Raw genomic sequence first — 20254 nt, forward strand, 5'->3', positions numbered from 1 at the left:
CCTCAGCCCAACAGCGCCGTGATGTCCGCCACCGTCCACGCCCGCGCGGCGCCCGGACGGGCGCAGAGATAGGCGGCGGCGCGCCCGGCCGTCCAGCCGTGCGCCTCCCGCAGCCCGTTGCCGAGCATGGTGAGGTACGGGGCGGTCGGCGCGTTCAGCTCGGCGCGGGCCGCGCCGTCGGGCGAGGTGAAGGTGAGCATCGGGTGCCCGTCGCGCTCGCCGACCCGGATGAGGGTCTCGTACCGGCCCGGGCCGAGCGTCTGCCGCCCGGTCCGCAGCACCTCCGACAGGTCGGGGTCCTCGCCCACCTCCCGGCGCATCTCCTGCGCCACCACGTCGCAGAACTGCTGCCGGGTGAGGAGGTAGGCGCGCGCCGCGGCACGGCCGGGCAGCCCCCGGTCGTAGAAGGCCATGCCGCCGCCCCACGTCAGCGAGGTCAGCGCGAAGTAGATGCCGCCGGGCAGCTCGACCGCCCGGGAGGCCCGGGCGGGCCTGGTGTCGCGGCAGCCGGTGTAGGTCCGGGCTCCGCCCGCGGGCCGCCCTCCGGCCAGGTAGCAGGAAAAACGCTCCTGATAGAGGTTGGACCCATAGGCCACGTACCAGACCGCCGCTTCCCCGCTCATCGCGCCCCAGTGTACGAACAGCGCCGATCAGCGGCCGACGGTATGGCGCCGGTCACGTTCCCCCTTGTCCGGTCCTTTTTTCGAGAGACGTACGTTTCAGCGGCGCTCGACCGGAAACACAAAGATCGAGCGGGTGTCTACGACGCAGATACCTCCAGGTTTCTCCTGTGCTAAACCCGGAGGTTCTCGTCATGCAGCGTCCTTTGAACATCGCCCTGGTGTCCGCCTCCGACCTCGACGGCGAACACGTCCAGGCGATCCACACCCGGGAGCTCGCCCGCGCCCTCGCCCGACCGGCGTCCGACGACTCCACGGGTCACCAGGTCACGCTGTACACGCGCCGCCACGACGCCGCGGCGCGTGCGCGCGTCAGGCTGGGGCCCGGCGCGTCCGTGCAGCAGATCGACGCGGGCCCGGCCCGGCCGCTGGACGACGACCAGCTGCTCCAGCACGTCCGCGACTTCGCGGAGGGGCTGCGCGACCGCTGGCGCGGCACCGGGCGCCCCGACCTCGTCCACGCGCACGGCTGGATCGGCGGACTGGCCGCCTGCGCGGTGGCCCGCGAGCTCGGCATCCCGTTCGTGGTGAGCCCGCACGGCCTCGGCGCCGCCGAGCGCCAGGCCGGGCGCCGCGTCCACCCGGCCCGGGCACGGCTGGAGAAGGCGATCGGCCGGGAGGCCGCCGCGGTCGTCACCGCCTGCGCCGACGAGGCCGCCACGCTGGTCCGGATGGGCGTCCCCCGCCGCACGATCACGATGGTGCCCTACGGGGTGGACGGCGACCAGTTCAGCCAGATCGGCCCGGCCATGCCGCACGGCGCCCGGGACCGCCTCGTCACCGTCGCCCACGACCTGGAGGGCGGCGGGGTCGCCACCGCCATCCGCGCCCTGGTCCACGTGCCCGGCGCCGAGCTGGCCGTCGCCGGCGGCCCGCCCCGCGAGGAGCTGGAGAACGACGCCGCCGTGCACCGGCTGCGGCTGCTGGCCAAGGAGCTGCACGTCGAGGACCGGGTGATCTTCCTGGGCCGGGTGCCGCGCAAGTCGCTCCCCCGGCTGCTGCGCACCGCCAAGCTGGCGCTGTGCCTGGCCCCCGTCCAGCCGTCCCCGCTGGTGCCGCTGGAGGCCATGGCCTGCGGCGTCCCCGTGGTCGCCACCCGGGCAGGCGGGAACGCCGACACCGTGCTGGACGGCATCACCGGGATCCACGTCCCGGCCGGCCGTCCCGTGCAGATCGGCCGCGCCGTCCGCCGCCTGCTGACCGAGGACACCACCCTCAACGGGTACGCCATCGCCGCCGCCGACCGGGCCCACTCCCGCTTCTCCTGGGACCGCATCGCCGCCGAGACGCTGCGCGCCTACACCAAGGTGCTGCCCCCCGAGCCCGAGCCCGAGGCGGCCGCCGCGGCCGAGACCGGCGCGGGCGTCGAAGAGCCCGTCCTGGTCGGCTGACCAGAGCGGCGTACGGGCCCCCGGACCTCCCGACCCCATCCCTCGGTCCGGGGGTCCGTGCGTGTCCGGGGACGGGCAGGCGCATCCCCCCGCGGGTGCCATACTCGGCGTCATGGGAGGAGGCGATCGTTCCGGGACGCTGATCGGCCGGGCCGCCGAGCTGGCCGCCCTCACCGGCGCCCTGGACCGGGCCGCCGCGGGCGCCGCCGGGGTCGTGCTGGTCAGCGGCGACGCCGGGGTCGGCAAGTCGCACCTGGTCGGCGCGCTCACCCGGATCGCCCGCGACCGCGGCTGCACCGTCCTGGCCGGCCAGTGCGCCGAACTCGGCGAGAGCATGCCGTACCTGCCGCTGGCCGACGCCCTGTGGACCGGCTCCGCCGACCCCGCGCTGCGCGCCGCCCTCGACGACCGGCCGGTGCTGCGGCGGCTGCTGCCCGACGGCGGCGGCGACGGCGTCCCGGCCGGGGACCTCGGCCAGCAGCGGCTGTTCGGCGCCGTCCTGGGACTGCTCGGCGAGCTGGGCCGCGACCGCCCCGTGCTGCTGGTGCTGGAGGACCTGCACTGGGCCGACCGCTCCACCCGCCACCTGCTGACCTTCCTCAGCCGCGTCCTGCAGCGCGAACGGGTCTGCCTGGTCGGCACCTACCGCTCCGACGACCTGCACCGGCGGCACCCGCTCCGCCCGGTCGTCGCCGAGCTGCTGCGGCTCCCCGAGGTCGGCGCGGTCGAGCTGGGCCCGTTCGGGCACGGCGAGACCGCCGAGTACCTGGCCTCCCTCGGCGGCGACGGCGCCCCGCCCACCGCCGAGGAGATCAACCGGGTGCACCGCCGCTCGGAGGGCAACCCGTTCTACGCGGCCGAGCTCTACACCGCCGCCCGCACCGACGAGGAGCTGCCCGCCGGGCTCGCCGACCTCCTCCTCGCCCGCGTCGAACGCCTCTCCGAGAACGCCGCCCGCGTGGTGCGGGCCGCGTCGGTCGCCGGGCACCGGGTCGACGACGAACCGGTCCGCCAGGTCTGCGGGCTGGACGAGGCCGCCGCCGGCGAGGCGCTGCGCGAGATCGTCTCGCACCGGCTGCTGATCCCCGACGGCGCCCAGGGGTACACCTTCCGGCACGCGCTGCTCCGCGAGGCGGTGTACGCCGACCTGCTCCCGGGCGAGCGGACCCGGCTGCACGCCGCGTACGCCGACCTCCTGAAGCGGGCGCCCGCCGTCCCCGGCCGGGTCGCCGCCGAACTCGCCCACCACAGCCTGGCCGCCCACGACCTGCCCGCCGCGTTCGCCGCGTCCGTCCAGGCCGGCCGCGAGGCCGAGCGGATGGGCGCCCCCGACGAGGCCCACGAGCACTACGACCGCGCCCTGTCCCTCTGGGACGCCGTGCCCGGCCCGGAGGAGGCCGCCGGGACCGGCCGCGTCCAACTGGAACTGGCCGCGGTCCGCTCCTCCGGCCGCTCCGGCGAGCCGCGCCGCGCCATCTCCCGCCTGCGCCGCCTGCTGGAGGAGGCCGACCCCGCCGACGTCCGGATGGGGGTGCTGCTGCGCGAGCACCTGGCCTACTACCTCGACGACGTCAAGCAGCACGACGAGTCGATGGCGGTGTCCCGCGAGGCCATCGCCATGCTCCCCGCCGACCCGCCCACGGCCGAGCGCGCCTCCGCCCTCGCCACCTACGTCCGCACCATGCTGTTCGAGGAGGTGGACCCGAGCCTGCGCGCCGTCGCCGAGGAGGCCGTCGCCGCCGCCCGCGCCGCCGGAGCGGCCGACGCCGAGGCCAGCGCCCTGGTCAGCCTCGGCATCTACCGGGAGACCCGGGAACCCGACCCCGAGGTCGGCGCGCTGTTCGCCCGCGCCCGCGACCTCGCCGTCGGCGCGGGCAACTACCAGGTCGGGCAGCGCGCCGCGTTCCACCTCGCCCGCTCCATCTTCGACCGCGGCGACCTGCCCGCCGCCGTCCGCGCCGCCGACGACGGTGTGGCCTTCTCCCTCGCCAACGGCCTCGGCTGGAGCCCCTACGGCAGCACCCTGCGCTGCCTGCAGTTCCTCATCCACTACACCTCCGGCGACTGGGAGGAAGCCGGACGGCTCGCCGCCGACTTCCCGATGCAGGTCGTCCGCCCCGCCGAGGCGCAGGTCTCCTCCTACGCCCTCTTCCTAGAGGTCGCCCGCGGCGAGGACATCACCGAACGCTTCCGCTGGCTCGAACCGGTCTGGCCTGAGGACGACTTCATCGCCTACGTCGCCCGCGGCCTGGCCGCCGAGCACGCCCTCTGGCAGGGCGACACCGCGGCGGCCCTCGACCACGCCACGGCCGCCCAGGCCGTCCTGCCCGCGCAGGACGTCGCGGCCGTCCGGGTCATCGCCACCGCCCTGTGGGCGCACGCCGACCGCGCCGTCCAGGCCCGCGCCTCCGGCGACAACGGCACCGCCGCGTCGGCCGTCGAGGCCGCCGACAACCTTCTCGAACGCGCCCGCGCCACCGTGGCCACCACCCCCGACGGCCGCACCCGCGCCTGGCTCGGCCTGGAAGGCCACGCCTGGCTGGCCCGCGCCGAAGCCGAACACGCCCGCGCGCACGGCGCCAACGACCCCGCCCTGTGGCGCAAGACCCTCGAAGCCTTCTCCTACGGCTTCACCTACGAGTTGGCCCGCACCCGCTGGCGCCTGGCCGAATCCCTGGCCGCCCAGGGCTCCCGCGAGGAGGCCCTGAACGAATGGCGCACGGCCGCGCAGGAGGCCGAGTCCCTGGGCGCCGCCCCTCTCGTCCGGGCCCTGACCGACCTAGGCGCCCGCGCCCGCCTCACCGCGCAGCAGCCCGAGCCCGCAGCCGGTGGTCTGACCGCCCGCGAACGCGAAGTCCTCAAGCTCGTAGCCGAAGGCCGCAACAACAAGGAGATAGCCGCAGCCCTCTTCATCAGCCCCAAGACGGCCAGCGTCCACGTCTCCAACATCCTCGCGAAGCTAGACGTCACCAGCCGAACCCAAGCCGCCGCCAAGGCTCACGCCGACGGCCTCCTCACCGGCTGAGACCGCCCACCTGCCCCGTCGCCGTGATGGTGGCAGCGCGCGAATCAGTGATCGATTCGTGACCGGCGAAACGTTGCCTCTGGAGCGGTGTCCGAACGGTCGTCAGCAAAGGCTCTCCATCGCGGCGGACGAGGAAAGAGGGGAACGGCGAGAACGGATGAGGGTTCTGCTCGTGGAGGACGATCCTCGTTTCGCCGCGGCGCTGACGAGGGCGCTCCACCGGTGCGGGTACGAGGTGGAGCACGTCCGCACGGCCGCGGCCGCCCTGGACGCCTCGCCGGGCGAGGCCGTCCTGCTGGGGCTGCCGCTGCCCGCCGGCGACGGGCTGGAGGCGTGCCGGCGGTTGCGCGCCCGCAGCGAGGTCGCGATCATCATCCTGTCCGAGCGCGGCACCGAGCGCGACCGCGTGACGGGGCTGCGCGAGGGCGCCGACGACTACCTGGTCAGACCGTTCGGCATCGCCGAGTTGCAGGCCAGGCTGGACGCGGTGCTGCGCCGGATCCGGCCCCGGGCCGCCGGGGCGCGAACGATCGGCGGGCTCCGGGTGGATCTGGACGGGCGCATCGCCTACGTGAACGACGTCGCGATCCGGCTGACTCCGAAGGAGTTCACCCTGCTCGCCGCGCTCGCCCGCGAGCACGGAACGGTCGTGCCCCGCGAGCGGCTGCACCGCGAGGTCTGGCAGACCTCTTGGGAGGGCAAGTCCCGCACCCTCGACGTGCACATCTCGACGCTGCGCACGAAGATACGTCCCGCCGCCGTGCTGGAGTCCGTCCACGCGGTCGGCTACCGGTTGCGGGCGACCGGCGCGCCGTCCCCTCCGGGCAGCGGGCCGGGCGCCGTCGACGCCACGGCGGAGAACCGGTGAGACGCGGACGGAGCCGGTGATGCGCCGCCGGGGTGGACGGCCACAGAACGATCTCCTCGAACCGGAGCGGCGACCTGGATACGCCTGCGCTGACGACGCGCTGACCGGCAACCGGCCGGCCGTCGCGGCCGTGATCCGGCTCTGGCGCCGCGCCCGCTCATCATCGCCGAGCCGTAGGCCGGGACGGGGAGGTCATCGGCGCCCGCGTGGTCGACGCGGACGCGGCAGCACGCGTCGGCGGTGGCAGTCGCGATCTCGGCCGGCAACGGCGTCTCGTCGGCCTACCACCGCTTGTCGCGCAGAGGCGTCCACACTCGCGTAGCCGAGCCCAGCCCGTTTCATGCGGCGTCCACCTTCTTGGGCAGCTCGTCGGCCGACGTGCACTCGCAGGCGCCATTTCCCGCCGCCCTCCGGGACCACCGCGCCCCGGTAGGTGGCCGCAGTATCCGTGATGACGGCGTTCGCGGCGGAACTCAACCGCGCCTCACGCCCTCCGGCCTGGGCGCGCAATTTCTGGCTTCCGCTCGGCGGTCTGGCGGTAACCCCATCGAGTGGTTTCTCAGGAAGATCCAGTTACCGGCTTTTCTTGACATCGCTTCAAGGCGGGCGGCCGTGGACGCTCTCCGTGATGAGCCGGTCGCGGGCGAGAGCGAGATGTTAGAAAAGCTTCAAATCAGGCGTCCTCCTATGGCGTGGTCGCGGGCCGCTGCGATTGCCTCCGAGTAGTCCCGCCCGCGCCGCGGAGCGGGAGGCCGGCTCACAGCCCTTGCGAAGGTGGCGTCAACGATGAGCAGACCCGGTCGCCGTGTGGTCGAGGCGGGCACGGCGAGCGTCGCCTTCGCCGTGGCGGCCGGCACGGCTCCGATCACGAGAGGCGCCAATGCGACAAAATCCAGCGAGCCGTCGCAAGGGAATCCTGGCCGTGCTCGCGGCGTCGGCCTTCGCACTTCCGCTCACCCTGACGCCGCCGGCACATGCGTACGTGCGGTATTGCACGGATCCGCACACCTGGGGCCGCGCGTGCTTCCAGCCGGCCGGCGAGATCATGTACGTCTATGACGACGACGCCGATGGCCACCACGTCCGCGGCGTGGCATTCGACGGGAGCGTGCCCGACAACACACCCCTGTACACCTGCGCGAACACCAAGGGGGCAGGCACGGTCCAAGAATGCAACTTCAGTTTCCCCGAAGGTCACCTCATCCACTTCCAGGCCCGCCTGCACGAAGGTGATTTCCGCCTGGACGAGTCACGCTGGAAGTCAGCCTATGCCTAGCAAAATCCGTCAACACGTCCTGGCGATGCTGGCCGTGCCGGTCGCCGCCCTTCCCGTCATCCTGGCGCCGCCGGCGCAGGCGTCCATTCGGTATTGCACCGACCCGCACACCTGGGGCCGGGTGTGCTTCCAGCCGGACGGTGAGATCCTGTACGTCGAGGACAACGAGGCCGACGGGCACCATGTCCGCGGATTCGCCTGGTCCGAGAGTGTCGAAGGCACTCCCGCCACATACGAGTGCAAGAACACGAAAGGCGCGGGCACGGTGAGGGAATGTAACTTCAGCTGGCCCGAAAGGCATCGGATCTACTTCTTCGCCGCCCTGTACGAAGGCGACAAGCGACTGGCGAGTTCGGACAGCAAATCGGCCTATGCCTGACGCCGCACGCAGTCGGCGAACCGATTGACGGCGGGGATCTCGCGGGCCACCGCACACGCCGGAGCGGCGAGATCCCCGTCCGAGCCGAGCACCGGAACCGCGGTCACGGGCAGCATGGTCAGAGGTTCCAGGACCAGCCGTGGAGGAGGCCGAGTCCCTGGGCGCGACCCCTCTCGTCCGGGTCCTGACCGTCTGACCGCCCGCGAACGCGAAGCCTTCAAACTCGTAGCCGAAGGCCGCAACAACAAGCAGATAGCCGCGGCCCTCTTCATCAGCCCGAAACCAGCCAGCGTCCACGTCTCCAACATCCTCGCCAAACTAGACGTCACCAGCCGAACCCAGGCAGCCGCCAAAGGTCACGCCGACGGCCTTCTCACCGGCTGACCCGCCGATCACCACCGGTGCGCACAGATCAAGGCGCGGATCGCCTCGTCCGACTTCTCGTCGAAGGTGTCGGACCACCGCGTCCCCTGGCGTTCCTCGATCCGCGAACACAGCAGTTCTAGGGCCTCCCTGTCCTTGGGATCTTCCGGTGAAGCCGCACGTAGGATGAGCGCGGCACCGGGCGCGTTGTCGTAGAGCGCGGGATCCCAGAGGCGGCCAGTGAACTGGTCAAGCAAACCAGGATGACTCGCAATCGCCGCCGCCAACGCATCGCTGTCCCAGTTGCGGGGCGGAAGATCGAGCGAGAACCCCACAAGCTCGGCGAGCAGGACGTGATCAAACATGTGGGCCTTGGTCTTTAGCAGCATGGCCAATTTCGAGGCCACATCTCTGAGTTCCTCTTCCGGCACGTCCCTGGGAAACCACAAGTATATTTCTGGGATGTCACCTTCGGTGGCCGCGAGTAGGGGAATGAGCCAGCTCAGCATTACGTCATGCCAACGGCTGCCGATTATCTCATAAACGTGGCGATCATGAATGGCCAGGCCGAGCCGCAGGCGAGCCTCGCGGTCGGAGTCACCGACCAGCCGGGCGTGGAAGACGTCCACCAGCTCACGTCTCATCCGCTGCCTCTCAGACCTGACCTTCTCTTCCCTCCACGTCAGGGTGGAGAGGAGCGAATGCCAACAGTCGGTGTCGAGACCTGCCTTCCAGAGGTCGACAGTGGATCGCCACACGGTCGACGGGTCGGGCTCGTCCGGCCATAGGCGGTCGAGCGATACAGGCGTGGCAGAGTCCAGGAGGACGCGCAGCAGGACGAGGTTCGCAGAGTACGCCGCCGCCCCCCTGACGCGGTCAACGCTCATGGGGCGGTAGCCCGCGTAGCGATTCGAGCCATGTCTCCTACGGTGCCCCTCGACGAGGGTCTCCAGTAGCCGCAGGATCCGGTTCCGCTCTGCGGTGCCAAATTCGGCGGAAAGCTCTGCGGCGAACTCGAGCGTGGGGCGACGGGTCGAGAGCGGCTGATGCGAGAGCAGCGCGAACAGCAGGTCATCGTCGGGCTCGCGCGGTCCGCGCCGCCCCCCGAACGCGGCCTCCGCGGTCTCGGCCAGCAGCTCCACGACCTGGGACGCCAGAAGGTACTCGCCGAAGGTCGCGTGCAAGAACTCGTAGTTCTGCCGGGCGCCCTCAACGCCGTGAGTTTGCGCCTCGGACGCGTGCACGAAGAAGAAGCGTCCGATGACCTGCTGCCCCAGATCGGCGACACGCACCGCGGTACCCGGGCCGTCGCCCGCCAGCGCTGCCAGGTCTGCACCCAGCTCAACGTCCGAGACATCCTGGCGGCCGCGATTGAACATAGCGAAGGCGGCCACACCGAGTTGCCACAACTCCTCCCGGACTGCCTCGTCCACATCCTTCTTCTGTTCGGTCTTGTCGACCTCGCGGCGAGTGAAGTTCTCCAGCAGTCGCTGGTACAGACTGGCCTTGGAAGCATCGGCCTCCAACTCGGGCAGGGTGGGATCGGCCGAGTAGAGGGCGAGCATGAGCAGCAGGAGCGGCTGCTGCGCCAGTTCGCGCTGGGCCAGTGCGGACTCCAGCGGCAGCGGCCTGACGCTTCCCGCCTGGATCCCGGTCGCGTTCGTGCTGTTCCAGATGTCGAGCCAGGCGGCGATCTGGTTCTCGTCGAAGTCCTCCAGCTTGACCAGGGCCGTCCCCGGCGGGATCCGGACGCGGTCGGCGACGACCGTGCGGGAGGTCACGACGACCACCACGGGACGGTCCTGCTCGGCTTCCCGGCGCTGGAAGTCGACTACCTCCTGCAGGTAGGCGCTGCGATCACCGGCTGCCTGGAGCAGTTCGTCCAGGCCGTCCAGCAGGACGACGCGGATCGTGGAGGTGCTCTGGTCTGCGAGTTCCCACCAGTCGACCCGGCGGTGCGTGGCGTCGTTGAGGGCCTGCTGCACCTGGTCGTACACGGGAGCGTCCGCATCCACGCTCCTAAGAGGCACTCGCACAACCGTGTACGCCGACGGCGGCAACCGCGCGGCCAGCACCTTGGTCAGCAGACTCTTGCCCGCGCCGGGATGCCCGAGCAGCAGCAGCGGAGCGCACACCGCGTCGGGCGCCGTGACATGCGCGGCCAAGAAGAGATCGAAGTCGTCGCCGACCTCGCACTCGTCCCACCACGTCTCGTCCGCCGGACGGGACACCGCGTTCACCACGTCGGCCCGGTACCTGGGGTTGATGAAGGCCGCGCCCACCGTGGGCAGCAGCAACTCCTCACCGACCCGCATGGTATCCGCCGAGATGACGGGCCGGTCCAAGCCTCCGCGGTTGGCGCGGTACACGACGGCGCGCAGGTCACGGTCCGGGCGCAGCCCCTCCCCCGCGATCAAGCCCAGCAGTGCCTCCACCCGTGCCAGCGCCCTGGACTGCCCATCCAGCGCGGTCATGACGTCGCCGCGCACGTCGTCGACCTGCGCCCTCGTTGCGGCGTGCTCGCCCAGCATCGCCCAGACCATGAACTCTGGAACGGTCGCCGCCAGCCGCAGGTAGTGCGACCGGTATCGCTCCTCCGCTGCGTCAACGGTCGATATGTCTGGCAAGCGCCGATCGGAAAGGGGCTCGCCGATCTGGTCGAAATACTCCCGGGTGGGCCCGGTCAGCTCGACGAACCACTGGCGGAGATGCCGCGTATTCTCCTCGAACCCCCTGATGGCCGACGGAACGGGGACCGGCGCCCGGTACAACGCGGTGATGGCGTCCTCAAATCGGCCGCTCCCCTCTTCCCCCGACGCCAACGCCCTGCGCCGAGCTTCCCCAAGTCCCGCGTCGGCGCCGAGCTGCTCGTTGAGCGTCTCGAAGAAGGCTGCGACGACGATCGTGGTGTGGGCGGCGGCGACGAGGCGGTGGCGTTCGTGGCCGCCGGTCTTGAGCAGTCGGTCGGAGGCGCCGTCCAGGAGCTTGCGGACCAGGGAGACGGCCTCGTTCTTCTGGTCTACCCAGCCCCAGAGCGCCGCGATCCCCGCCACTGGTGCCAGGGCGGTGGCGCCGGTGAGCGCGGCCGCTCCGGCGACCGCGCCGCTGCCGAGGATGATCCCGCCCAGCAGCTTGTTGAGCTTCTCCAGCCGAGGCCGGTCATGGTGGCCGAGGATTTGCAGGGCACCTTGGTATGTCAGGGCAGGGTCACGCCGCATGCCCCAAGGTTAGGGACACGAAGTCGCTTAAACGGTGGCTTTCAGGGAGAGGAGGGTGGATTTGGGGGTTCGGGCGGTCGTGAGCTCGACCGTGAAGGCGTTGTGTTTCAGGTTTTCGGTCACGGTGCGGGAGAGGGATTCAGCCTTTTCTTGGCTGGGGGGTTCGTAGAAAAGGTGGAGCGTTCCGGTGGGGGCCAGGAGGGTTTTGAGTAGGGTTAGTTCGGCGGCTGGGTCCTTGGTCCAGAAAAGGTTGACGTTGACGGCGAAGATCTTGTCGTAGGGCTCGCCGCCGGGGGGCAGGTCTTCCAGGGACTGCACCTGGAAGGTGGCTCTGCCTGCGGTGATGTTCGCGGCGTTGCGGCGTTCGGCTTGCGCGATCGCCTTGGCGGAGCGGTCTACGGCGGTGATCGTGCCGGTGGTGAGGGCGTCGCAGACGAGTTCGGCGGCGACACCGGTTCCGCAGCCCAGTTCGAGGACGCGGTCGTCCGGGCGGACGTCCAGGGTCTCCACAGCCCAGCGGAGGCGTTCGGGGATGGCCATCGACCGAAACTACAGGAGGCCGCGCCCCGGAATCAGCGGAAGATCCTTTGCGGTGAGCAGGCCGGGCGGCGCCTCGACGACGGCGGGGATGGCGTTGACGAGGCGCATCGCGGTGGCCTTCAAGCCTGCGGTGTTGTGGTCGCCGTCGGAGCCCAATAGCTGGAGGTCGAGGGTGTAGTTGGGTTCGCCTCGCACCTCGACGCGGTAGCAGCCCGCGCCCGCGGGCTGGGGCCAGGCGGGGGCGAGGTCGTCGCGGAGGCGGGTGACGTGCTCCAGGACGATGACGGGCTTGCCCGCGCGCAGGCCGCGGACCTCGAAGCGGAGGGCGGCGGTGGTGCCCTTCTCGATGGTGCCGGAGGTGACCTCGAAGGTCTCCGGGGCGGGGTAGCGGTGGTGCCATTCGCCGACCTCGTCGAGTTCGACGGCCAGTGCGGCGGCGATCTGGCGTACGACGCTGCCCCACGCCATGGTGAGCACGCCCGGCTGGAGCAGCATGGGCACCTCGTCCAGGGGGCGGCCGAAGCCCATGATGTCGAAGAGGACGGTCTTCTGGTCGTAGGTGGCGTAGTTCAGGATCTCGATGCAGCGGATCTCGTCGATGCGTTCGCTGATGCCGGTCAGGGCGAGGGGGAGGACGTCGTTGGCGAAGCCGGGGTCGATGCCGTTGACGAAGATGGAGGCGTTCCCCTCGGCGGCGGCCCGGCGGACGGGCTCGGACATCTCCGGCGGTACGACGCCGTCCGGGAACTGGAGGAAGACGGGGCTGCTGGAGACGACGTTGGCGCCGGACCGCAGGATGCGGCACAGGTCGTCGATCGCCTCCATGATGCGGACGTCGGCCATGGCCGTGTAGACGACGCAGTCGGGGCGCAGTGCCAGGACGGCCTCGGCGTCGGTGGTGGCGGCCACGTTGAGGGGGCGGTCGAGCCCGGCGAGGTCGCCGGCGTCGCGGCCGGCCTTGGCGGGGTTGGAGACCCACACGCCCGCGAGTTCGAGATCGGGGTGGGCGTCGATGCCGACCAGCGCGTTGCGGCCAACGTTGCCCGTGCTCCATTGGACGACGCGGTAGGTCATCGGGGTCTCCTAGAGGTCGGGCAGGCCGAGGTCGAGGTTGGGCGTGTCGATGCCGCCGTCCACGCGCAGGACGCTGCCGGTGACGTACGCGGCGGCCGGGGAGGCCAGGTAGAGGACGGCGGCGGCGACGTCGTCGGGGTCGCCGATGCGGCGGAGGGGCGTGCCGGACTCCATCTGGGCGCGCATCGCGTCGTCGTTCATGACGATGTCGAGGGCGGAGGTGGCGACCGAGCCGACGGCGATGGCGTTGACGCGGATCCTGGGGGCCAGGTCGAGGGCGGCCAGCCGGGTGTAGTGGGCGAGGGCGGCCTTGGCGCTGCCGTAGGCGAGGTAGCCGCGGCCGGCGACGCGTCCCATGACCGAGGAGATGTTGACGACGGAGCCGCCGTGGCCGGGCAGGTGCGGGACGGCGGCGCGGGTGAGCGCGTGCGCGGTGCTCACATTGAACTGGAACGCGTTATCGAGGTGCCGCGGCTCGGTGTCCATGAACGCGCGCGGCAGGGCGCCGCCCATGTTGTTCACCACGATGTCGAGGCGCCCGAAGGCGTCGGCGGCGCGCGCGGCCAGTTCCGCGGCGGCGTCGGGGTCGGCGAGGTCGGCGGGGACGACCAGGGCCCGCGCGCCGGCCGCCTCGATCTGCTGGGCGACCTTGCGCAGCTGGTCCTCGGTGCGGGCGGAGACGAGCACGTCGGCGCCCGCCTCGGCGAGCGCGACGGCGCAGGCGGCGCCGATCCCGCGGCCCGCGCCGGTCACGATCGCGGCGCGGCCGTCCAGCCGGAAGCGGTCCATGATCACCGGCGTTCACCTCCGGCGGCCAGCCTAACCAGAATCTAGAACGTGTTTCAATAATTCCGCTAGGCGAGGAAGTCGTAGGGCCGCCCGGCGCCCGCCTCGACCGCGGCGCGGTAGGCCGTCCAGGCGAGCGAGAGGTCCTGCCAGGGCAGGCCGACCGGCGCGTACACGGTGATCTCGCTGTCCTTCACCCGTCCCGGGACCTCGCCGCACAGCAGGTCGCGCAGCGTCCCGGCGGCGTGCCGGACGCCGAGCCCGGCGTCGGCGAGCGCGCCCATCTCCACGGCCAGCGGGATGTCGTCGACGACGACCCGGGCGCTCTCCAGCAGGTCCGGCGACAGCTCGGTCTTGCCGTGCTCGTCGGCGCCCAGCGAGGTGACCTGGGTGCCGGGCGCGATGTCGGCGGCGTGCAGCAGCGGCCGCCGCGACCAGGTCGCCACCACCACGATCTCCGCGCCGTGCACGGCGGTGCGCAGGTCGGGCGCCACCGACGCGGGGACGTCGAGCCGTTCGCCGTGCCGCCGAGCGAAGTCGCCCGCGCGGCCGGCGTCCAGGTCGGTCACGGTGAGCGAGCGCAGCCCGCGCAGCTCCGACAGGCCGCGCATGACGAGCTCGGACTGGGCGCCGGCGCCGATCACGGTGACGGCCTCGGCGTCCCGGCGGGCCAGCGCGTGCGTGCCGAGGGCGGCGGCCAGGCCGGTGCGCCAGGCGGTGACGGTGGCCGAGTCCAGCAGCGCCAGCAGCTCGCCGGTCGCCAGGTCGTGCAGGCACACCACGCCGCGCAGCGCCGGGCGGCTGCCGGGATACTTGGCGTTGACCTTGACGGTGTAGGCGGGGATGCCGTCGACCAGTCCGGGCAGCAGCGCGGTGGCGCCGCCCGGGCCGGGCAGCCGGGTGACCGCGCGGTGCGGCGGGACCTCGGCGGGCGCGGCGGTGAACCCGCGGCGCAGCGCGGCCACGCACTCGGCGGGGTCGAGCAGGCCCTCGAGGTCGGTACGGCTCAGGAGCAGGGTCACCGGACCATTCTCGGGGTCACCCCGACCGCGCGTCGAGGTGAGATTCTCACTTTTCCGGTGGTCTGAGTTCTACGACGAGTGCGAAGGCGACGACGGCGTTGGCGTACACCATGGCGACCATCGCCGCGCCCCGGGTCTCCCCTGCGGCCGCGAGTCCGACGATCAGCGGCAGCGACAGCACCGACGGCATCAGCGCCCCGGCGAGGATGGGGTAGCGGGCCAGGGCGCGGCCCGCGCGGGGACGGAGGTTCATCGGCCGTCACCCGCCCGGCGGCGCCGGTTCCGGCGGTGCAGCAGGACGGCCGCGGTGATCGCCGGCGCGAGGAACAGGATCTCGCCCACCGCCTGCAGCGCCGGGGCGTCGCGCAGCCACACGCCCATGGCCAGGGCCGTGGCGACCGCGGCCACGACCTGCGTGACGGTGGCGGTGAGGAACAGGCCGGGCGAGACGGGTTCGGGCGCGTGGTCGCGGCGCGCCTGCGGCGGCCCGCCGGCCTTGCGTCCGGGCGCCATCGGGGCGGTGGAGGCCGGGCGCGGCCGGGCGGTGGACGCCGGCCCGGGTGGAGACGCGGCGAGCGGGGCTCTCGGAGGCGGGGAGCCGGTAGGCGGCGGGACGGGCGCGGTGATCCGCGGGAGGGGCGTCTCGGGGACGGTGACGGCCGCCGGTGCGGGCGGGCGCGGTGCGGCGGCGCCGCCATGCAGCTCGGTCAGGACCTCCGCCATCGTGGGGCGGCGGGCGGGCTTCTTGTCGAGGCAGGCGGCCAGCAGCTCGCGCCGGTGCGCCGGGAACGCCGTCAGGTCCGGGTCGGCGTTGAGGATGCGGTTCAGCACGGCCGGGATGCCGTCGGCGCCGAACGCCGGCTCCCCGGTGGCGGCGAAGGTGAGGGTGACCGTCCAGGAGAACACGTCCGAGGCCGGGCCGACCTCGTCCCCCGCCACCTGCTCGGGCGACATGTACGCGGGCGTGCCGAGGATCCCGCTGGTCACCGTGGTGGTGGAGGCCACGGCCCGGGCGATGCCGAAGTCGATGACGCGGGGCCCGTCGGGGGCCAGCAGCACGTTGGTCGGCTTGAAGTCGCGGTGCACGATCCCGGCGCGGTGGATGCCGTTGAGCGCGGCGGCGGTGCCGATGGCCAGCCGCTCCAGGCTCCCCGGATCCCGCGGCCCGGTGCGGCGGACCAGGTCGTCGAGCGACTCGCCCTCGATGTACTCGCTGACGATGTACGGCCGGTCGCCCTCGACGCCGGCGTCCAGGACGCGGGCCGTGCAGTACGGCTCGACCTCGCGGGCGAGGGAGCCCTCCCGCAGGAACAGCCGGCGGGCCCGCGCGTCGCCGGTGAGCCGGGCGTGCAGGACCTTGATCGCGACGAACCCCCCGCCGGCGTCCTCGCCCAGGTAGACCGCGCCCTGGCCGCCCTCGCCCAGCAGGTGCAGCAGCCGGTACGGGCCCAGTTCCCGGGGGTCGTCGGCGCGCAGGGCCGTCATCGTCGCCATCCGGCGATGATAGGTGATCAAGCAGGGGTCAGGCGGGGCGCTGCCCGGACCGCACGAGGCGGTCCCATTCGGTGAGCCAGTCGCGGCCCTGGTCGTCCACGAACGAGCCCGGCGGCGGGGTGACGCGGTGCCGGGCCAGCCATTCGCCGGGCCGCCGCATCGAGGGCCGCGGCCGCCCGTCGCTGGGCATCAGCTGCGGCGGGATCGGCGCCGGCATCGCCGGCGGCGCCTGCCCCTCGCCCTCCATCCGCGCCAGGTCCTTCTCCTCGGCCATGCCGATGGGGCCCTGCCTGCGGGCGTTGAAGAACTGGTTCACCGCCGGGTGGGTGCTGGACAGGATCATCTCGCGCGGCCCGAACATCACCAGCCCGCGCCGGAACAGCAGCCCGAGGTTGTCGGGCAGCACCCGGGCGGTGCCGATGTCGTGGGTGACGATGAGGAACGTGGCGCCCAGCTCGGCGTTGAGGTCGACGAACAGCTGGTTCAGGTAGGCGGTGCGGACGGGGTCGAGCCCGGAGTCGGGCTCGTCGGCCAGGATGATCTCCGGGTCCAGGACGAGGGCGCGGGCCAGCCCGGCGCGCTTCTTCATCCCGCCGGAGATCTCGCCCGGCAGTTTGCGCTCGGCGCCGGTGAGGCCCACCATCTCCATCTTCTCCAGCACGATCCGCCGGATCTCCGTCTCCTTCTTGCGGGTGTGCTCGCGCAGCGGGAAGGCGATGTTGTCGAAGACGTTCATGGAGCCGAACAGCGCGCCGTCCTGGAACAGCACGCCGAACCTGCGGCGCAGTTCGTACAGCTGGTCCTCGCGCAGCCGGGGCACGTCGCCGCCGCCGACGTAGACGTGGCCGCGGTCGGGCCGCAGCAGGCCCACGAGGTTCTTGAGGAAGACCGACTTTCCGGTGCCGGACGGCCCCAGCAGCGCGGAGATCTCACCGGCCGGGACGGTGAGAGTCACGTCCTCCCAGATGACCTGCCGTCCGAACGACTTGCGGAGCCCTTCCACCCGGATCTCGACGCCCATGACCACTCCCAGGCGGGGCGCCGGGGGGCGGGAGGTCCGCGTCCTGCTGCCGGTCCCCCGCCGCCTTCGACTGTACGACGCGGCGCCCGTCCCGGGGAGGCCCAGCCGCCGTATCGGACACGACCATGATCATCGGACATCCTTTGACTTGGTCAGGTCACGCCCCTTTCCCAGGAAGTCAGGTGAGCATCCGCCCCTCGTTCCACAAACCCGCCGCAAGATCTTAGGCACATTTATGACTTTGCCAGACGAATGCGGATCTCGGACTATGTGCGGTGACCTCCGGCGCGTCAACAGGGGCGCGCCCAACCCCCACTGGAGGCTCAGTGAAACACCGTCATGCCCGCATCCGCGGCACCACGGCCATCGGGGCGATCACGGGACTCATGGCGACCGCGCTGGTCGCCGCCCCCGCCGCCCAGGCCGCCGCCGGCTCCCCGGCCGGGTCGGACGTACCGCCAACCCCCTCCCCGCAGGCGAGCGCCGCCAAGCTCGCCGGCTCCCTCGCGGGGACGCTCGGAGCACGCAGTCCGGGCGCGTACATCGACAGGGCCACCGGCAAGCTGGTGGTCACCGTGACCGACGCCGGGGCCGCGCAGACCGTGCGCGCCGCCGGCGCCGAGGCGCGGACGGTCCAGCGCAGCGACGCGGACCTCAAGAAGGTCATGGCCGCCCTCAAGCGGGACGCGACCGTGCCCGGCACGGCCTGGGCCGTGGACCCCGCCGCCAACCAGGTGGTGCTGTCCCTGGACTCCACGGTCACCGGCGCGAAGGCGGAGAAGGTGCGGGCCGCGGCGCAGAAGCACGGCGCCGCGATCCGCACCCGGCAGGTCGCGGGCCGGTTCCGCACCTTCACCGCCGGCGGCGAGGCCATCTACGCCGGAGGCGGGCGCTGCTCGCTCGGATTCAACGTCAAGAAAGGCAGCGAGTTCTTCTTCCTGACCGCGGGCCACTGCACCGAGATCGGCGGCGCGTGGTTCTCCGACCAGGCCAGCACCCAGAAGCTGGGCGACACCGACGGCAGCAGCTTCCCGGGTGACGACTACGGGATCGTCAAGTACACGGGATCCCCCGCCGACACGCAGGGGACCGTCCACCTCTACAGCGGCACGCAGGACATCACGACCGCGGGCGAGGCGACGGTCGGCCAGAGCGTCACCCGCAGCGGCAGCACCACCCAGGTCCACGAGGGGGAGGTGACGGCCCTGAACCAGACGGTGAACTACGCCGAGGGAACCGTCAGCGGCCTCATCGAGACCACGGTGTGCGCCGAGCCCGGCGACAGCGGCGGCTCGCTGTTCGCCGGGTCGACCGCGCTCGGGCTGACCTCGGGCGGCAGCGGCGACTGCACCTCCGGCGGGACGACGTTCTTCCAGCCGGTGGGCGAGGCGCTCAGCGCCTACGGTGTCGAGATCTACTGATCGCTGATCGTCCGGTGAGCCGCACCGGATGATCTCCGTCGGCCCCTGGCTACGCGCGGGTCAGGGGCCGGCGGGCACCTCCAGCGTCCGCAGCACCTCGGCGATCACCCGTGACTGCTGCTCGGCCAGGTAGAAGTGGCCTCCGGGCCACGTCCGCACCGTGAACGGCTCCCCGTCGGTGAGCTCGCGCCACCGGGCGGCGGTCTCGGCGTCGACGTGGGAGTCGGACTCGCCGAGCAGCACGGTCACCGGAACCTTCAGCCGCGGCTCCGGCCGGTGCCCGTAGCGTTCCAGGAGCGCGAAGTCGTTGCGGACGTAGGGCAGCACGAGCTCGCGCATCTCCTCGTCCTGGAGCACCTCGGCGTCGGTGCCGCCCAGCTCCTCCAGCGCCGCGACCACGCCGTCGTCGTCGCGCTCGGAGATCCGGTCGTCGTCGCGGTCGTGCGGCGGGCGGGCGGCGGAGGCGAACAGGTGCACCGGCGGCGTGCCGCGCTCCTCGAGCAGCCGCGCGACCTCGTAGGCCAGCAGCGCGCCCATGCTGTGCCCGAACAGCGCGGCGGGCCGGTCCATCAGCGGCGACATCGCGGCGGCGATCAGCCGGGCGAGCTGGTGGGCGTCGGTCACCATCGGGTCGGCCAGCCGGTCGGCGCGGCCCGGGTACTGCACCGTGTGCACCTCGACGGCGGGGCCGGTCTCCCTGGCCCAGGTGCGGTAGAAGACCGCGGACCCGCCCGCGTGCGGCAGGCAGAACAGCCGCAGCGACGCCCAGGGACGCGTCTCGACGCAGCGGAACCAGCTCACGGGATCAGCTCCTCCTTCGCGGCCTGCCGCCCGGTCCGCCGCCCGGCCGCGGTGCGGCGCGGCCTCGGATCGCACGGCAGCGGCCACGGCGCCAGGCGGGGGTCGGGCACCCGCTTGGGGCCGGTGGACTCGGCCGCCACCCGGAAGCCGCGGCGCCGGTAGTTGGCCATGGCGTTCGGATGATCGAGCGTACTGGTCCGCAGCCACACCCGGGTAGCCGGGCCCGCGTGCTCCGCCCACAGCCGCCCGCGCTGCCAGGCCCGCCGCGCGCACTGCTCGACCAGGTAGCCGCCGTATCCCAGGCCCGTGAACGCCGGGGTGAGCCCGGCCAGGTGCACCTCGGTGTCGCCGCCGGGCTGCGCCTCCACCTCGAAGAACCCGGCGACGGTGCCCTCGGCCATGGCCAGCCAGGTGCCCAGTTCGGGGCGCTCCACCCAGGCCCGCCAGTCCTCGTACGTCCAGGGGAAGCGGTCGGTCCAGCAGACGGGGGCGCCGACCGCCGCGTACAGGGCCCGGCTGACGTCGGCGGACGGGCGGCGGACGAGGCTGAAGGTCATCTCGGCGGACGGCAGCGGCGCGGGCCGCAGGTCCGCCGCGTCGCGCATCTCCATCGTCCATTCGGTGACCGCCGGTACCTCGACCTCGCCGGGCACGTCACCGATCGCCCATCGCCTCGATCAGGCTCGCGGGGCGCATGTCGGTCCAGTGCTCCTCGACGTACTCGAGGCAGGCCTGGCGGGTGTCCTCGTCCTTGGCGACCGTCCATCCGGCGGGGACGTCGGCGAAGGAGGGCCACAGGGAGTGCTGTCCCTCGCCGTTGACGAGCACGAGGTAGGAGCCGTCGGGGTCTTCGAAGGGGTTGGTCATCGTTTCCTTCCGGAGGGAGTGGGACGGG

The 20254-nt window shown here is 72.4% G+C and carries 19 protein-coding genes; 7 read left to right on the top strand and 12 right to left on the bottom strand.

Annotated elements, in window-relative coordinates; translation table 11 throughout:
* Positions 1-2: 2 nt before the first annotated feature.
* Positions 3-623 (bottom strand): histone deacetylase, encoded by a 621-nt coding sequence (locus tag ACZ466_RS04055; RefSeq protein WP_378283654.1) that lies wholly within the window; start codon positions 621-623, stop codon positions 3-5.
* Between the two features lie 191 nt (positions 624-814).
* On the opposite strand from ACZ466_RS04055, the gene ACZ466_RS04060 reads away from it, so the two are divergent.
* From ACZ466_RS04060 to ACZ466_RS04085, 6 genes are all read left to right on the top strand, one after another.
* Positions 815-2071, top strand: coding sequence for a glycosyltransferase (locus tag ACZ466_RS04060; RefSeq protein ID WP_378283655.1), 1257 nt, complete (start codon positions 815-817; stop codon positions 2069-2071).
* A 112-nt stretch (positions 2072-2183) separates the two neighbouring features.
* Positions 2184-5096 carry a helix-turn-helix transcriptional regulator gene (locus ACZ466_RS04065; protein ID WP_378283656.1) on the top strand — a complete coding sequence of 971 codons (2913 nt, stop codon included), beginning with the start codon at positions 2184-2186 and terminating at the stop codon, positions 5094-5096.
* A gap of 157 nt (positions 5097-5253) precedes the next feature.
* A complete protein-coding gene (locus tag ACZ466_RS04070) occupies positions 5254-5964 on the top strand; it encodes a response regulator transcription factor (RefSeq protein ID WP_378283657.1) in 711 nt (236 codons plus the stop codon).
* A 922-nt stretch (positions 5965-6886) separates the two neighbouring features.
* Positions 6887-7240 carry a hypothetical protein gene (locus ACZ466_RS04075; RefSeq protein WP_378283658.1) on the top strand — a complete coding sequence of 118 codons (354 nt, stop codon included), beginning with the start codon at positions 6887-6889 and terminating at the stop codon, positions 7238-7240.
* Positions 7233-7619: a hypothetical protein gene (locus ACZ466_RS04080; RefSeq protein ID WP_378283660.1), complete on the top strand. Its 387-nt coding sequence runs from the start codon at positions 7233-7235 to the stop codon at positions 7617-7619. The genes ACZ466_RS04075 and ACZ466_RS04080 overlap by 8 nt, the downstream gene beginning before the upstream one ends.
* Before the next feature lie 114 nt (positions 7620-7733).
* Positions 7734-8003 (top strand): helix-turn-helix domain-containing protein, encoded by a 270-nt coding sequence (locus ACZ466_RS04085; RefSeq protein ID WP_378283661.1) that lies wholly within the window; start codon positions 7734-7736, stop codon positions 8001-8003.
* A gap of 8 nt (positions 8004-8011) precedes the next feature.
* Here the strand turns inward: ACZ466_RS04085 and ACZ466_RS04090 are convergent, their stop codons facing one another.
* The 8 genes from ACZ466_RS04090 to ACZ466_RS04125 form a co-directional block, all read right to left on the bottom strand.
* A complete protein-coding gene (locus ACZ466_RS04090) occupies positions 8012-11200 on the bottom strand; it encodes an NACHT domain-containing protein (RefSeq protein ID WP_378283662.1) in 3189 nt (1062 codons plus the stop codon).
* A gap of 27 nt (positions 11201-11227) precedes the next feature.
* The gene (locus ACZ466_RS04095; protein WP_378283663.1) at positions 11228-11740 is read right to left on the bottom strand and encodes a class I SAM-dependent methyltransferase; all 513 of its coding nucleotides are present in this window, start codon (positions 11738-11740) and stop codon (positions 11228-11230) included.
* A 9-nt stretch (positions 11741-11749) separates the two neighbouring features.
* Positions 11750-12814: an NAD(P)H-dependent amine dehydrogenase family protein gene (locus ACZ466_RS04100; protein WP_378283664.1), complete on the bottom strand. Its 1065-nt coding sequence runs from the start codon at positions 12812-12814 to the stop codon at positions 11750-11752.
* A 9-nt stretch (positions 12815-12823) separates the two neighbouring features.
* The gene (locus ACZ466_RS04105; protein ID WP_378283677.1) at positions 12824-13603 is read right to left on the bottom strand and encodes an SDR family oxidoreductase; all 780 of its coding nucleotides are present in this window, start codon (positions 13601-13603) and stop codon (positions 12824-12826) included.
* A gap of 65 nt (positions 13604-13668) precedes the next feature.
* Positions 13669-14622, bottom strand: coding sequence for an ornithine cyclodeaminase family protein (locus ACZ466_RS04110; RefSeq protein ID WP_378283665.1), 954 nt, complete (start codon positions 14620-14622; stop codon positions 13669-13671).
* Between the two features lie 46 nt (positions 14623-14668).
* Complete coding sequence (locus tag ACZ466_RS04115) at positions 14669-14875, bottom strand: hypothetical protein (RefSeq protein WP_378283666.1); 207 nt, start codon at positions 14873-14875, stop codon at positions 14669-14671.
* Positions 14872-16116, bottom strand: a complete 1245-nt coding sequence (locus ACZ466_RS04120; RefSeq protein WP_378283667.1) for a serine/threonine-protein kinase — start codon at positions 16114-16116, stop codon at positions 14872-14874. The genes ACZ466_RS04115 and ACZ466_RS04120 overlap by 4 nt, the downstream gene beginning before the upstream one ends.
* Positions 16117-16144: 28 nt before the next feature.
* Entirely contained in the window at positions 16145-17137 is a 993-nt protein-coding gene (locus ACZ466_RS04125) for an ABC transporter ATP-binding protein (RefSeq protein ID WP_378283668.1), read from the bottom strand.
* Between the two features lie 326 nt (positions 17138-17463).
* Between ACZ466_RS04125 and ACZ466_RS04130 the strand changes: the two genes are divergently transcribed.
* A complete protein-coding gene (locus ACZ466_RS04130; RefSeq protein WP_378283669.1) occupies positions 17464-18558 on the top strand; it encodes a S1 family peptidase in 1095 nt (364 codons plus the stop codon).
* A gap of 60 nt (positions 18559-18618) precedes the next feature.
* On the opposite strand, the gene ACZ466_RS04135 is transcribed toward ACZ466_RS04130, so the two are convergent.
* Genes ACZ466_RS04135 through ACZ466_RS04145 form a run of 3 tightly spaced genes read right to left on the bottom strand, consistent with a single transcriptional unit; the run spans position 18619 to position 20226 of the window.
* Positions 18619-19359, bottom strand: coding sequence for a thioesterase II family protein (locus ACZ466_RS04135; protein ID WP_378283671.1), 741 nt, complete (start codon positions 19357-19359; stop codon positions 18619-18621).
* On the bottom strand, positions 19356-20012 hold the full coding sequence (locus ACZ466_RS04140; protein ID WP_378283672.1) for a GNAT family N-acetyltransferase: 657 nt from the start codon (positions 20010-20012) through the stop codon (positions 19356-19358). Before ACZ466_RS04140 ends, ACZ466_RS04135 begins: the two co-directional genes overlap by 4 nt.
* Before the next feature lies 1 nt (position 20013).
* Positions 20014-20226: an MbtH family protein gene (locus ACZ466_RS04145; protein ID WP_378283673.1), complete on the bottom strand. Its 213-nt coding sequence runs from the start codon at positions 20224-20226 to the stop codon at positions 20014-20016.
* Between the last annotated feature and the right edge of the window lie 28 nt (positions 20227-20254).

Source organism: Actinomadura rugatobispora, from assembly GCF_055379765.1.